General features: G+C 67.8%; 13 protein-coding genes. 6 read left to right on the top strand and 7 right to left on the bottom strand.

All coding sequences use genetic code 11. The features are described 5' to 3' along the window. Window positions 1-48: 48 nt before the first annotated feature. The 6 genes from AC07OQ_RS04525 to AC07OQ_RS04500 are packed head-to-tail and all read right to left on the bottom strand — an operon-like array spanning window position 49 to window position 7,576. A complete protein-coding gene (locus AC07OQ_RS04525; protein WP_495051896.1) occupies window positions 49-1,263 on the bottom strand; it encodes an acetyl-CoA C-acyltransferase in 1,215 nt (404 codons plus the stop codon). Between the two features lie 24 nt (window positions 1,264-1,287). Continuing rightward, window positions 1,288-3,684 (bottom strand): 3-hydroxyacyl-CoA dehydrogenase/enoyl-CoA hydratase family protein, encoded by a 2,397-nt coding sequence (locus AC07OQ_RS04520; RefSeq protein ID WP_495051895.1) that lies wholly within the window; start codon window positions 3,682-3,684, stop codon window positions 1,288-1,290. A 20-nt stretch (window positions 3,685-3,704) separates the two neighbouring features. Next, on the bottom strand, window positions 3,705-4,514 hold the full coding sequence (locus AC07OQ_RS04515) for an alpha/beta hydrolase family protein (RefSeq protein WP_495051894.1): 810 nt from the start codon (window positions 4,512-4,514) through the stop codon (window positions 3,705-3,707). A gap of 23 nt (window positions 4,515-4,537) precedes the next feature. Further along, entirely contained in the window at window positions 4,538-4,978 is a 441-nt protein-coding gene (locus AC07OQ_RS04510; protein ID WP_495051893.1) for a DUF2147 domain-containing protein, read from the bottom strand. A 51-nt stretch (window positions 4,979-5,029) separates the two neighbouring features. After that, entirely contained in the window at window positions 5,030-6,820 is a 1,791-nt protein-coding gene (locus tag AC07OQ_RS04505; protein WP_495051892.1) for an acyl-CoA dehydrogenase C-terminal domain-containing protein, read from the bottom strand. 21 nt (window positions 6,821-6,841) lie between these two features. Further along, a complete protein-coding gene (locus AC07OQ_RS04500; protein WP_495051891.1) occupies window positions 6,842-7,576 on the bottom strand; it encodes a TetR/AcrR family transcriptional regulator in 735 nt (244 codons plus the stop codon). 265 nt (window positions 7,577-7,841) lie between these two features. On the opposite strand from AC07OQ_RS04500, the gene AC07OQ_RS04495 reads away from it, so the two are divergent. From AC07OQ_RS04495 to AC07OQ_RS04485, 3 genes are all read left to right on the top strand, one after another. Beyond that, window positions 7,842-8,399 (top strand): HNH endonuclease, encoded by a 558-nt coding sequence (locus tag AC07OQ_RS04495; protein ID WP_495051890.1) that lies wholly within the window; start codon window positions 7,842-7,844, stop codon window positions 8,397-8,399. Window positions 8,400-8,513: 114 nt separating this feature from the next. After that, complete coding sequence (locus tag AC07OQ_RS04490; protein WP_495051889.1) at window positions 8,514-8,990, top strand: outer membrane lipoprotein; 477 nt, start codon at window positions 8,514-8,516, stop codon at window positions 8,988-8,990. A 176-nt stretch (window positions 8,991-9,166) separates the two neighbouring features. Further along, window positions 9,167-9,568 (top strand): DoxX family protein, encoded by a 402-nt coding sequence (locus AC07OQ_RS04485; protein WP_495051888.1) that lies wholly within the window; start codon window positions 9,167-9,169, stop codon window positions 9,566-9,568. Here the strand turns inward: AC07OQ_RS04485 and AC07OQ_RS04480 are convergent, their stop codons facing one another. After that, window positions 9,569-10,753 carry an MFS transporter gene (locus tag AC07OQ_RS04480; RefSeq protein WP_495051887.1) on the bottom strand — a complete coding sequence of 395 codons (1,185 nt, stop codon included), beginning with the start codon at window positions 10,751-10,753 and terminating at the stop codon, window positions 9,569-9,571. It abuts the gene before it with no gap. Between the two features lie 159 nt (window positions 10,754-10,912). On the opposite strand from AC07OQ_RS04480, the gene AC07OQ_RS04475 reads away from it, so the two are divergent. The 3 genes from AC07OQ_RS04475 (at window position 10,913) to AC07OQ_RS04465 (ending at window position 12,775) form a co-directional block, all read left to right on the top strand. After that, the gene (locus AC07OQ_RS04475; protein WP_495051886.1) at window positions 10,913-11,866 is read left to right on the top strand and encodes a CysB family HTH-type transcriptional regulator; all 954 of its coding nucleotides are present in this window, start codon (window positions 10,913-10,915) and stop codon (window positions 11,864-11,866) included. Between the two features lie 83 nt (window positions 11,867-11,949). Continuing rightward, window positions 11,950-12,168, top strand: coding sequence for a TOBE domain-containing protein (locus AC07OQ_RS04470; protein WP_495051885.1), 219 nt, complete (start codon window positions 11,950-11,952; stop codon window positions 12,166-12,168). A 10-nt stretch (window positions 12,169-12,178) separates the two neighbouring features. Next, the gene (locus AC07OQ_RS04465; RefSeq protein WP_495051884.1) at window positions 12,179-12,775 is read left to right on the top strand and encodes an RBBP9/YdeN family alpha/beta hydrolase; all 597 of its coding nucleotides are present in this window, start codon (window positions 12,179-12,181) and stop codon (window positions 12,773-12,775) included. Window positions 12,776-12,791: the final 16 nt, after the last annotated feature.

Below are 12,791 nucleotides of genomic sequence, written 5' to 3'. Positions count from 1 at the left end.
CGGAAGGAAGAAGCGCGGCCGGAAGGGGCCGCGCTTGCCGTGGAACGCTTAGAGGCGTTCGATGATGCCGGCGGCACCCTGGCCGGCACCGACGCACATGGTCACCATGCCGTACTTGGCGCCGGTGCGGCGCAGGCCGTGCACCACCGAGGCCGCGCGGATCGCGCCGGTGGCGCCCAGCGGGTGACCCAGCGCGATCGCGCCGCCGTTCGGGTTCACCTTCGTGCGGTCCAGCACGATGCCCTTGCTGTCCAGGTCGTTCAGCACGGCCAGCGACTGGGCGGCGAAGGCCTCGTTCAGCTCGATCCAGCCCAAGTCCTGGGCCTTGATGCCGGCCAGCTTCAGCGCCGCGGGAATCGCCTCGATCGGGCCGATGCCCATGATCTCGGGCGGCACGCCGCGCACGGTGAAGCTGACGAAGCGGGCCAGCGGGGTCAGACCGAAGCGCTTGACCGCGGCCTCGGAGGCCACGATCAGGGCGCCTGCACCGTCCGAGGTCTGCGAGCTGTTGCCGGCAGTGACGCTGCCCTTGGCGGCGAACACCGGCTTCAGCTTGGCCAGGCCCTCAAGCGAGGTGTCCTTGCGCGGGCCTTCGTCGATGTCGACGATGCGCTTCTTCAACTGGATGGAGCCGTCGGCCAGATTGGGCGTGCGCTCGATCAGCTCGAAGGGCGTCATCTCGTCCTTGAAGTGTCCGGCCTCGATGGCGGCCAGCGCGCGGCGGTGCGACTCCAGCGAAAACGCGTCCTGGTCCTCGCGGCTGATCTTCCACTGCGCGGCCACCTTCTCGGCGGTCAGGCCCATGCCGTAGGCCAGGCCGATGTTCTCGTCGCGCTCGAAGATCGCGGGCGGCAGCGATGGCTTGTTGCCGCCCATCGGCACCATGGACATCGACTCGACGCCACCGGCGATCATCACCTCCGACTCGCCGACGCGAATGCGATCGGCCGCCATCGCCAGGGCGGTGATGCCCGAGGCGCAGTAGCGGTTGACCGTGACGCCGCCGACCGTGTTCGGCAGGCCGCTCAGCACCGCCGCCACGCGGGCGATGTTCATGCCCTGCTCGCCCTCGGGGAAGGAGCAGCCGATGATGGCGTCCTCGATTGCCTTGGGGTCAAGACCCGGCACCTGGGCCAGCGCGGCCTGGATGGCGCGGCTCAGCATCTCGTCCGGACGGGTGTTCTTGTAGTAGCCACGGCCCGACTTGCCGATCGGCAGGCGGGTGGCGGCGCAGATATAGGCTTCTTGAACTTGCTTGCTCATGATCGGTAATCCTTTGTTGCCCTGTCAGTTGCGAACGGGCTTGCCGGTCTGCAGCATCCCCATGATCCGCTCTTGGGTCTTCGGGTGCTCCAGCAGGCTGCAGAAATGCTTGCGCTCCAGCGCCATCAGGTATTCCTCGTCCACCAGCGAACCGGCTTCCACCTCGCCGCCGCACACCACATCGGCGATCAGAGCCGCCAGATGGAAGTCGTGCTGGCTGATGAAGCCGCCGTCGCGCATATTGGCCAGCTGGCCCTTGATGGTCGCGATGCCGGAGCGGCCGGCCACCGGAAACAGCGCCTTCAGCGGCGGGCGATAGCCGGAAACGGCCATGGCCTTGACCTGAGCCGAGGCGACGAACAGCAGCTCGTCCTTGTTCGGCACGACGATGTCGCTGTCCAGCAGGAAGCCGTTCTTCCTGGCCTCCAGCGCCGAGGTCGCGACCTTGGCGGTGGCTGCGGTCGTGAAGCCGTCCTTCAGGAAGGCAAAGATGTCGGCGTTGGCATTGCCCGCAGCCGCCATCTCGGCGGCGCGGCGCGCGATATAGGTCAGACCGCCGCCGCCGGGAATCAGGCCCACGCCCACTTCCACCAGGCCGACATAGCTTTCCATATGCGCGACGCGGCGCGCGCAGTGCACGGCCAACTCGGCACCGCCGCCCAGGGCCAAGCCGCGCATCGCGGCGACCACCGGGACGGCAGCGTAGCGGATGCGCAGCATCATGTCCTGCAGCTTCTTCTCCTCCGGGGCGATGCCCTTGGCGCCCTTGCTCATGAAGACCGGCATCAGCGCTTCCAGATTGGCGCCGGCCGAGAACACCTCGTCCGGGCTCCAGATCACCAGGCCCTTGTAACGGCTTTCAGCGATCTCGACGGCCTTCAAGAGGCCTTCGGTCACGGTCGGGCTGATCAGGTGCAGCTTGGCGGTGATCGAGGCGATCAGCACCTCGCCGTCCAAGGTCCAGACGCGGATCTCTTCGTTCTTGAACTCCTCGGTGCCGGCCTTCAAGGGCTCGGCCGCGCCCTCGCCCACCAGGGACTCGGGGAAGGCCTGGCGCTCATAGACCGGCAGCTTGGCGCGCGGCTTGAACTGGCCTTCCGCGGCGCTCCAGGAACCAGCGGTGCTGTGCACGCCGCCGTTCTCGGCCACCGGGCCTTCGCTCACCCAGGCGGGCAGCGGGGCGCTGCTGAGGGTCTTGCCCTCGGCGATGTCGGCGGAAATCCATTCGGCCACCTGCTTCCAGCCGGCGGCCTGCCACAGCTCGAACGGACCTTGGCTGCTGCCGAAGCCCCAGCGCATCGCGAAGTCGATCTCGCGCGCTGTGTCGGCCACGGTGTTCAGGTGCACGGCGGCATAGTGGAAGCTGTCGCGCAGGATGGCCCAGAGGAACTGGGCCTGCGGATTGCTCGACTCGCGCAGCAGCTTGATGCGGTCCGCGGCGGGCTTCTTCAGCATGCGGGCGACGATCTCATCGGCCTTCTTGCCACCGGCCACGTATTCGCCGGTCGCGAAGTCCAGGCGCTGGATGTCCTTGCCGACCTTCTTGTAGAAGCCGGCGCCGGTCTTCTGGCCGAGGGCCCCCTTTTCGATCAGCGCGGCCAAGACCTTGGGCGTGGCGTAGGTGCTGAAGAACGGATCGTCCTTCAGGTTGTCCTGCATGGTCTTGACGACATGGGCCATCGTGTCCAGGCCCACGACGTCGGCGGTGCGGAAGGTGCCGCTGGAAGCGCGGCCCAGCTTCTTGCCGGTCAGGTCGTCGACCACGTCGACCGACAGGCCGAACTTCTCGGCCTCGATCATCGTGGCCATCATGCCCGCGATGCCGACGCGATTCGCGACGAAGTTCGGCGTGTCATTGGCGCGCACCACGCCCTTGCCCACGGCGCTGGTGACGAAGCTTTCCAGCTGGTCGATGACTTCAGGCTTCGTGGTCGGCGTGTTGATCAGCTCGACCAGGTACATATAGCGCGGCGGGTTGAAGAAATGGATGCCGCAAAAGCGCGGCTTGATTTCTTCCGGCAGCACCTCGCTGAGCTTGGTGATGCTGAGGCCCGAGGTGTTGGAGGCGACGATCGCATGCGGGGCGATGAAGGGTGCGATCTTGGTGTAGAGATCGAGCTTCCAGTCCATGCGCTCGGCGATGGCCTCGATGATCAGGTCACAGTCCTTCAGCAGCTCGAGGTGTTCCTCATAGTTGGCCTGCTGGATCAGCGCGGCGTTCTCGGGCACGGCCAGCGGCGCCGGCTTGAGCTTCTTGAGCCCCTCCACGGCCTTGGTGACGACGCCGTTCTTGGCGCCTTCCTTGGCGGGAAGGTCGAACAGCACCACCGGCACCTTGACGTTGACCAGGTGCGCAGCGATCTGCGCGCCCATCACGCCAGCGCCGAGCACGGCGACTTTGCGAACTTGGAATCGACTCATGGTTACTCCAGGACTAGCTATCAATCGGAAATCAGAAAATCGCGCACCGCCGGCCAGTAGGCCTGCGGCTCGTCACGCAGGCCGTGCGTGTGATCGGCGCGATCGAGGGTGAGGCGCGCAAACCGCGCCCCGGCCGGTGCCGCCGCCGCCAGGCGGTCGCCATGGGCCACCGGCGTCCAGCGGTCGCCATGGCTGTGGATCAGCAGCAGCCGGCTCGTCGCCGGCAAGGAAGCGATGGCTTCCTCGGGCCGCAGGCGGCGCTCGATGCCCGGCGCCACATGGCGGCCCACGCTCAGCACGGCATGGGCGAAGGGATAGGCCTGCCAGAACATCGGCAGGTTCGGCGCACAGCCCTCGGCGACGATGCGCTCGAAGGGGAAGTCGGCCCGCGGCAGCGCGTTCAGCGTGTGCATCGCGCCGAAGGAGGCGGTCAGCGCATGCACCGGCAGGCCCGGGAAGCGCTGGCGCGCCCATAGGCCCGCGGCCACGCTGTCGGCCGGCCAGTCGAAGTTGGTGGACTCGCTCTCGCCGAAGCCGTTGTAGTCGAAGGCCAGCACATGGAAGCCCTCGGCCAGCAGCGCCCGAGCATGGCCGTTCTTGAGCCAGAAGCCCTTGGCAGCCAGGCCCATCGGATGGGCGCAGACCACCACGCCGCGCGGCACCGCCGCATCGCTCTCGCGCAGCAGCGCGGCCAGGCCGGCATGGCTGCCGCTGGCGATCGTCAGGCGCTGCCAGCCGGCCTCGTCCACGCCGCCGGGCCAGCGCCAGGGCTTGTCCATGAAGCGGCCGAAGAAGGGCTTCTTCAGCTGCCTGTGCCAGAACCAGCGCATGCTTTCAGGCCGCCTTGGCGCGATTACTCGACGCGCACCCAGGTCTGGGTGCGGCCCAGCATCGGCATGCCGACATAGCCGCGCACCTCCAGCTTCTTGCCGCCCTCGATCGGCTTCATCCGCACCTTGTAGACCTTGCCGTTGTTGGGATCGAGGATTTCGCCGCCGTCCCAGAGGTCCGCCTCGCCGGCATTCTTCTTGACGTTGCGCAGGATGTTCAGGCCCACGATGGGCTGGTCCTTGCGGTCGTCGCTGCACTTGTCGCACTTGGCGTCCTGCTTGGCGGGGTCGAAGATCTTCTCGATCTTGGCGCTGAAGACGCCGCCGGCCTCGCTGACGCGCACCAGCGACTTCTCGGTCTTGCTCTCGTCGTCGATGGTCTTCCACAGCCCGGCGGGCGTGGCCTGGGCCAGCGCGAGGCCGGAGCAGAGCGCGAGAGTCGTGGCGGCAATCAGCGATTTCATCGGGTGTCTCCTTGGGTCTTGTGTCGGTCTGCGGTGCGGATCGGGCTTTTGTTAGAACAGCGCTTCGTCCATCTCCATCAGCGGCGCCAGGCCGGCGCGGCAGCTGCGGATCAGGCCGGCGGTCTCGGGCAGCAGCTTCGCAAAATAGAAGCGCGCCGTCGAGAGCTTGGCGGTGTAGAAGGGGTCGCCGGAATCCTTCTTCTCCAGCGCGATCTTGGCCATGCGGGCCCAGAAGTAGGCGAAGGTCAGGTGGCCCACCACGCGCAGATAGTCCACCGCCGCGGCGCCGACCTCGTCGGGATTCTGGAAGGCCTTCATGCCGATCTCGGTGGTCAGCTTGGTGACCTTGTCGCCGATGTCGGCCAGCGGGTTGACGAACTCCTGCATCGCCTCGTTCGTGCCCTCTTCCTCAACGAAGGCGGCGATCTTCTTGCCGAACTTCTTCAGGGTGGCACCGTTGTTGGCCAGGATCTTGCGGCCCAGCAGGTCCAGCGACTGGATCGTGTTGGTGCCCTCGTAGATCATGTTGATGCGCGCGTCGCGCACATATTGCTCCATGCCCCATTCGTGGATGAAGCCATGGCCGCCGAACACCTGCATGCAGTGCGAGGTGGCGATCCAGCCGTTGTCGGTGATGAAGGCCTTGATGATCGGGGTCAGCAGCGCGACCTCGGCATCGGCTGACCGGCGCTCGTCCTCGTCGTCCGAGCTCAGCGCCTTGTCCAGGGTCATGGCCACATAGGTGGCCAGCGCGCGGCCGCCCTCGGCATAGGCGCGCGCGGTCAGCAGCATCTTGCGCACATCGGGGTGCACGATGATCGGGTCGGCCGGCTTGTCAGGGGCCTTCGGTCCCGACAACGCGCGCATCTGGATGCGGTCCTTCGCGTAGGCGACGGCGTTCTGGTAGGCCACCTCGGTCAGACCCAGCGACTGGTTGCCGACGCCCAGGCGGGCGGCATTCATCATCACGAACATCGCGGCCAGGCCCTTGTTCGGCTGGCCCACCAGGGTGCCGACGGCGCCGTCCAGCACGATCTGCGCGGTGGCGTTGCCGTGGATGCCCATCTTGTGCTCCAGGCCGCCGCAATGCAGCGGGTTGCGCGCGCCCAGCGAGCCGTCGGCATTGACCAGGAACTTGGGCACGACGAACAGCGAGATGCCCTTGGAACCCTCGGGCGCGTCCGGCAGGCGGGCCAGCACCAGGTGGATGATGTTGTCGGCCATATCGTGCTCGCCGGCCGAGATGAAGATCTTCTGGCCGGTGATCCGGTAGCTGCCGTCGGCCTGCGGTTCGGCCTTGGTGCGCAGCAGGCCCAGGTCGGTACCGCAATGCGGCTCGGTCAGGCACATGGTGCCGGTCCACTCGCCGCTGGTCAGCTTGGGCAGGTAGGTCGCCTTCTGCTCCGGCGTGCCATGGGCATGTAGGGCCTCATAGGCGCCATGGCTCAGGCCCGGATACATGGTCCAGGCCTGGTTGGCCGAGTTCAGCATCTCGAACAGGCCCTGGTTCAGCATCACCGGCAGGCCCTGGCCGCCGAAGGCCGGGTCGCAGGACAGCGCGGGCCAGCCGCCTTCCACATATTGCTGGTAGGCCGCCTTGAAGCCGGCGGGGGTCTTCACCTCATGCGTGCTCTTGTCCAAGGTGCAGCCCTCGGCGTCGCCCGACAGGTTCAGCGGCGCGAGCACTTCCGCGGCGAACTTGCCACCCTCTTCCAGCACCGCGTTGATCGTGTCCTCGTCGATGTCCGCATGCTTGGGCAACATCTTCAGCTCGTCGACCACGTTCAGCAGCTCGTGCATCACGAACTTCATGTCGCGCAGCGGCGGGTTGTACTGGGGCATGTCTTACTCCTAGGTTTGATTTCAGGGGTGGGCGCGCTTCTTTGAAGCCGAAGCGCCGCCCGCGGGTTTCTGGGTGAGCAAGGCCGCACCGGCCTGCAGGCCGGCGGGCGTGGCGTAGAAGCTCACGATGCGCTCGAAGCCGACGCCCGCGCGCGCCAGCGCCCCGGGGCGGCGCAGAAAGCGCGCGTCATGGTGCAGGGACAGGATCAGCCCATGCAGCTCGAACAGGATCTGGTCCACGTCGGCACCGGCTTGCAGGTGGCCTGCATCCTTGGCCAGCACGATCGCCTTCTCAAGCGCGGCATGCCAGGCCTTGACCATGGTCACCAGGGCATCGCGCACCGGGCCGGGCCGGTCGTCGAACTCGACCGCGCCGCTGATATAGATGCAGCCGGAGTCGATCTCGACCGAGACGCGGCGCACCCAGCGTTCGTAGAGCGCGAGCAGGCGCGGCAGGCCGCGCGGCTCGCGGATCGCGGGGAAGAAGACTTCCTCCTCGAACTTGGCGTGGTATTCCATCACCACGGCGATCTGCAACTCCTCGCGCGAGCCGAAATGGGCGAACACGCCGGATTTGCTCATCTTCGTCACGTCGGCCAGGGCGCCGATCGACAAGCCTTCCAGCCCCATGTGCGAGGCCAGGCCCAGCGCGGCCTCCAGGATCACGGCACGGGTCTGCAGGCCTTTCTGCAGGGTGCGGATGCTGCGGCGCGACTCGACAGGGGTCTTGATCGACGGATCGGGCAGGGCTGACACGATGGAACTCGGCGGACTTGGAGAAGCGAATAATAAAACGAACGGTCGTTCTATTTTGCAGACTTCCGAGAAAAGTCGTACCAAGCTACCAGGGGTTTTTCTAGGGGTGCCCGCCTAGAAATCCGGGCTCGGGCGGTCACTCTGGCCGCGGCGCATGACCGCCTGTTGACGGCGTGGCGCCGGTCGCACAGCGGGCATGAATTCTGCTAACCCGCTTGAGTCCCCACGCATTGATGCAGTACCCTGCGGGCTGGAGGTCAATGCTGTGGATGTTCTTCAACTGGATGTCTCCGGCCGGCCGCAAGCCTGGATCACGACCAAGGAAGCCGCCGTGATCTACGCCAGCGACGGCGTGGCCTGGACCTTGGGCAACCCCTGCCATGTGATGCGCGGCGGCCTGCAGCGCCGCACCGGCCTGCAGTCGCGCATCGAGGTGCACCCCATCATCGCGGTACGCGGCGCCGTGCCCAGCCGTGCCTGGCGCCTGACGCCGGCACTCTCCAATCCCAAGCTGTTCGCGCGCGACCGCCATGTCTGCGCCTACTGCGGCCACAGCTATCCGGCCGATGATCTGACCCGCGAACATATCGTGCCGACCTCGCGCGGCGGCCTGGACAGCTGGATGAACTGCATCACCGCCTGTCGCGGCTGCAACGGCCGCAAGGGCAGCCGTCTGCCCGAGGAGGCTCATATGAGCCTGCTCTACCTGCCCTATGTGCCCAGCCTGCACGAGGACATGATCCTGCGCGGTCGCCGCATCCTGGCCGACCAGATGGAATTCCTGCTGGCCTGCGTGCCGCGCTCCAGCCGCTTGCACGCCTGAGCCGGAGTGCGCCACCAAGCCCGGCTGTAAAGACTTGTTGCGCGCAAGCGGGTCGCTGTCAACGGCGTCACAATCCAATTCGTTGGGCATGCTGTACGCCCGAGGAGTGAATTGATGATGATGAAAAAGCTTTTGATTGCCGCCAGCGTGGCCGCCCTGGCCGCCTGCTCCACCACCAGCCCCGACGTGATCCAGCGCGGCGATGCGCAGCGCATGTCCCAGGTGCAGGACGCCACCGTGCTGTCGGTGCGCCCGGTGACGGTGGACGGCTCGCAGAGCGGCATCGGCGGCGTGACCGGCGGCGTGGTCGGCGCGGTCGCAGGCTCCAGCGTCGGCGGCCATCGCGAGAACCTGGTGGTCGGCGTGCTGGGCGCCGTGGCCGGCGCGGCCCTGGGCAATGCCATCGAGCGTGGCGTCACCAAGGAAGAGGCGGTCGAGATCATGGTGCAGTTGCGCAATGGCGAGCGGCGCGCCATCGTGCAGGCCAAGGGCAACGAGAATCTGGCCCCCGGCGAGGCCGTGATCCTGGTCACCACCGGCGGCAAGACCCGCGTCAGCCGTGCCCCGGCCGTCACCGGCTACAAGAACTGATCCGCCCCGTCCGGCGCTTCGATCGGACAGCGGGCTCGGCGGATGCCTGAGCGCTGCGGCGCGATGCCGTGCCTCGCATCCGTCACCGCCAAGCCTCTCTTCTTTGGGTTAGCCCGGAACCGTCTTGCCGGCCGCTGGCCTATGCTGGGCCACCTTCACTCGATCGAGGAAACGGCATGCCCGCATCGCTCACCCCCTTGTTCGGCCTGCTCGGCCGCATCCTGCTGGCCCTGATGTTCGTGCTGGCCGGTCCCGGCAAGATCACCGGTGCCGAAGGCACGGCCGCCTTCATGGCCAGCGCCGGTCTGCCGGCCAGCCCGCCGCTGGCCATGCTGGTCGGCGCCTTCGAGCTGCTGGCCGGCCTGGCGCTGATCGTGGGCTTCAAGGCGCGCTGGGCCGCGCTGGCGCTGGCGCTGTTCACGCTGGCCGCCAGCTTCCTGTTCCATGGCTACTGGGCCAAGCCGCCCGAGCAGCAGATGGTGCAGCAATTGCTGTTCATGAAGAACATCGCGGTCACCGGCGGCCTGCTGCTGCTGGCCGCCTTCGGGCCCGGTGCCTGGAGCTTCGACAAGCGATAGCTAGGCCTTGTGCTGGCGCCGCCAGGCGAAGTGCAGGGCCACGGCCAGCACGCCGGTGGCGCCCAGCCCCATCACCCAGCCGGTGCCCAGCCAACCCACCGCCTGACCGGCCAGGCCGACCCCGGCCGACTGGCCGAGAAAGAAGCAGGACGCGAAGGCCGACACCGCCGCTCCGCGCTGGGCCGGTGCCATCTGCGTCGCGTTCAGCTGCAAGGTGTTGTGCAGCATGTAGAAGCCCAGGCCTGCCAGCAGGCAGGCCGGTCCGCCCCACCACCAGACCGGGCTCAGGCCCAGGCTCAGCAGCGCCAGGAACAGCAATGCCCCGCCCCAGCGGGCCAGCCCCACCTCGCCGAGCGCCGGCACGATGCGTGCCGCGCCCATCGCGAACACGAAACCGCCCAGGCCGAACAGCATCACCAGCCCGCCCGCCAGCGACAGGCTGAGGCCGAAATGCCCGTGCAGGTGCGAGGCGATGAAGGCGAAGGGGCCGTAGAGAAACAGGCCCTCCAGGAACACCGTGGCCAGGATCAGCCGCGCCCAGGGCAGTGCCAGGATCTGGCCAAACTCGCGCAGCATGCGGCTCAGCGCCGAGCCCGCGACGACGCGGCGCAGCTTGGCCTCGGGCGGCAGGCGGCGCTCGGTGTCCAGCAGCAGCAGCGCGATCAGCGCGAACAGGCCCGTGAGGCCCCAGAACGGCGTACGCCAGCCCAGATGGTCGGCCGCGAAGCCGCCAAACCAGACGCCCACCGTCAGGCCCAGGATCTGGCCGATCAGGAAGCGCGCCAGCACCGGCTGGCGCCTGTCGTAGTCCACCACATCGCCGATCCAGGCCATCGACAGCGGGATGATGGCCGCCGCCGTGGCGCCCGCCAGCACGCGCGCCAGGCGCAGCATCTCGAAGCTGCCGGCCAGCGCGCACAGCGCCGAGCTGAGGGCGCAGGCGGCCGTGCCCCAGGCGATCACGCGGTACTTGCCCAGGCGGTCGCCCAGCGGGCCGAACAGCAGCTGGGCCAGGCCATAGGCGATCGCGAACCAGCTGATCACCTGCGCCGCCTGCCCCAGGCCGATGCCGAAGTCACCGGCCAGCCGCGGCAGCAGCGCGTCGTTGATGCGCAGGGCGATACCGCTGCCGAAGGCGGCGAAGGACAGGCAGGTGATGGCACGGCGGGGCAGCGGCAGGTTCATTCGCACGATGCTAGTGGGCCGGCGCATGCCTTGCGAATCCAGGGCCATGGGCGCAGTGCGCCCGCGCATCCCCGCATATCGTTTGCAGAATTCCTTCGAGGACAAGGCGGGAGCGGCTTCCAATAATTGGAAAACGCATAACAAACCACGTCCTTCCTCGTGAACTTCCAGCAACTGCGATCCGTCCGCGAGGCCCAGCGCCGCGGCTTCAACCTGACCGAGGTGGCGCAGGCCCTGCACACCTCCCAGCCCGGCGTGAGCCGCCAGATCCGCGAACTGGAGGACGAGCTGGGCATCGAGATCTTCAGGCGCACCGGCAAGCGCCTGACCGGCCTGACCGAGCCGGGCCACCATGTGCTGCCCATCGTCGAGCGCCTGCTGCAAGAGGCCGACAACCTGAAGCGCGCCGGCGACGACTTCGCCCGCGCCGGCAGCGGCAGCCTGCGCATCGCCGCCACGCACAGCCAGGCGCGCTACGCGCTGCCGCCGGTGGTGCGCGACTTCCGCGCCGCGCATCCCGACGTCACGCTGCACCTGCAGCAGGGCTCGCCGCAGCAGGTGGCGAAGCTGCTGCTGGACGGCGAGGCCGATGTCGGCGTGGCGACCGAGGCGCTGGCCGAGTACGAGGAGCTGGTGGCCCTGCCCTGCTACCGCTGGACCCACAGCGTCGTCGTGCCGCCCGAGCACGCGCTGGCCCGGGAAGCCGCGCAGGGCCAGGTCTTGACCCTGGAGCGCCTGGCCCGGTTCCCCATCATCACCTACGAGAGCGGCTACACCGGCCGCTCGCACATCGACGCGGCCTTCGGGCGCGCCGGGCTGGCGCTGAACGTGGTGCTGGTCGCGATGGATGCCGACGTGATCAAGACCTATGTGGACCTGGGCCTGGGTGTCGGCATCGTCGCCGCGATCGCTTACGACGAGGAGCGCGACAAGCACCTGGCCGCGATCGACGCGCGCCACCTGTTTGCCGACAACATGACACGGCTGGCGGTGCGGCGCGACGCCTATCTGCGCGACTACATCTACAGCTTCATCGAGACCTTTGCGCCGCCGCTGACGCGCGACGCGGTGCAGCAGGCCCGGCTCGCCGGCGCATCTGCGGATTTCGCATGAGCTCGCGCGAAAGCCTTCGTTTTTCGCGGCTGGCCGCCGGCCTACATTGAACTTCCCGCTGTCATCAACGAAAAAGGCAATCCATGAGCATCACCGCCATCAATGTGCGCAACCAGTTCCGCGGCACGGTCAAGGAAATCATCGAGGGGCCGGTGGTCTCCGAGGTCGACGTGATCACGCCGGCCGGCCTGATCGTCACCTCGGTCATCACCACCCGCTCAGTCAGGGAACTCGGGCTCGTTCCCGGCAAGGAAGTGATCGCCCTGGTCAAGTCGACCGAGGTCTCGATCGCCACGCTCTGAGGCAGCAGCCATGGCCTACCAGGCGCCCCGTCTGCTGATCATCCCCGGCCTGCGCGACAGCGGCGAGGCGCATTGGCAGAGCTGGCTGCAGCAGCAGTACCGCGACGCGCGACGCGTCGTGCAGCGCGACTTCGGCCGGCCCGATCTGACGCGCTGGGCCGAGCGCATCCAGACCACGCTGGATGCCGCGCCCGCCGGCCCCTGGATCGCGGTGGCGCACAGCTTCGGTTGCTTGGCGCTGGCCCGGCACCTGGCCGACCACGCCGACCATCCCGACTCGCCGATCAGGCTGGCGCTGTTCGTCGCGCCGGCCGAGCCCGACAAGTTCGGCCTGGCCGAACTGCTGCCACGCCAGCGCCTGCCGGTGCCGAGCACCTTGATCGCCAGCCAGAACGACCCCTGGATGACGGCGGCCAGCGCGCAGCGCTGGGCCCAGCGCTGGGGCGCCGGCTTCAGCAACCTGGGGCCGGTGGGCCATATCAATGCGGAATCGGGCTTCGGCCCCTTCCCGCTGGCCAAGCGCTGGGTGGAGGCCGCGCGCGCCCGCCATGCGCGCGAGCACCGCCCCACGCATGCCAGCTTCTTCGAATGGTCTTTCGCCATCTGAGCAAGGAGCGGACGAC

Source organism: Roseateles sp. GW821-FHT09B06 (assembly GCF_059418245.1).
This window is presented reverse-complemented; position numbering and strand designations above follow the sequence as displayed.

Coding starts and splice junctions, on each gene's coding strand:
- AC07OQ_RS04525 (WP_495051896.1), bottom strand. CDS start 1,263: ATGAGCAAGCAAGTTCAAGAAGCCTATATCTGCGCCGCCACCCGCCTG.
- AC07OQ_RS04520 (WP_495051895.1), bottom strand. CDS start 3,684: ATGAGTCGATTCCAAGTTCGCAAAGTCGCCGTGCTCGGCGCTGGCGTG.
- AC07OQ_RS04515 (WP_495051894.1), bottom strand. CDS start 4,514: ATGCGCTGGTTCTGGCACAGGCAGCTGAAGAAGCCCTTCTTCGGCCGC.
- AC07OQ_RS04510 (WP_495051893.1), bottom strand. CDS start 4,978: ATGAAATCGCTGATTGCCGCCACGACTCTCGCGCTCTGCTCCGGCCTC.
- AC07OQ_RS04505 (WP_495051892.1), bottom strand. CDS start 6,820: ATGCCCCAGTACAACCCGCCGCTGCGCGACATGAAGTTCGTGATGCAC.
- AC07OQ_RS04490 (WP_495051889.1), top strand. CDS start 8,514: ATGATGATGAAAAAGCTTTTGATTGCCGCCAGCGTGGCCGCCCTGGCC.
- AC07OQ_RS04485 (WP_495051888.1), top strand. CDS start 9,167: ATGCCCGCATCGCTCACCCCCTTGTTCGGCCTGCTCGGCCGCATCCTG.
- AC07OQ_RS04480 (WP_495051887.1), bottom strand. CDS start 10,753: ATGAACCTGCCGCTGCCCCGCCGTGCCATCACCTGCCTGTCCTTCGCC.
- AC07OQ_RS04470 (WP_495051885.1), top strand. CDS start 11,950: ATGAGCATCACCGCCATCAATGTGCGCAACCAGTTCCGCGGCACGGTC.
- AC07OQ_RS04465 (WP_495051884.1), top strand. CDS start 12,179: ATGGCCTACCAGGCGCCCCGTCTGCTGATCATCCCCGGCCTGCGCGAC.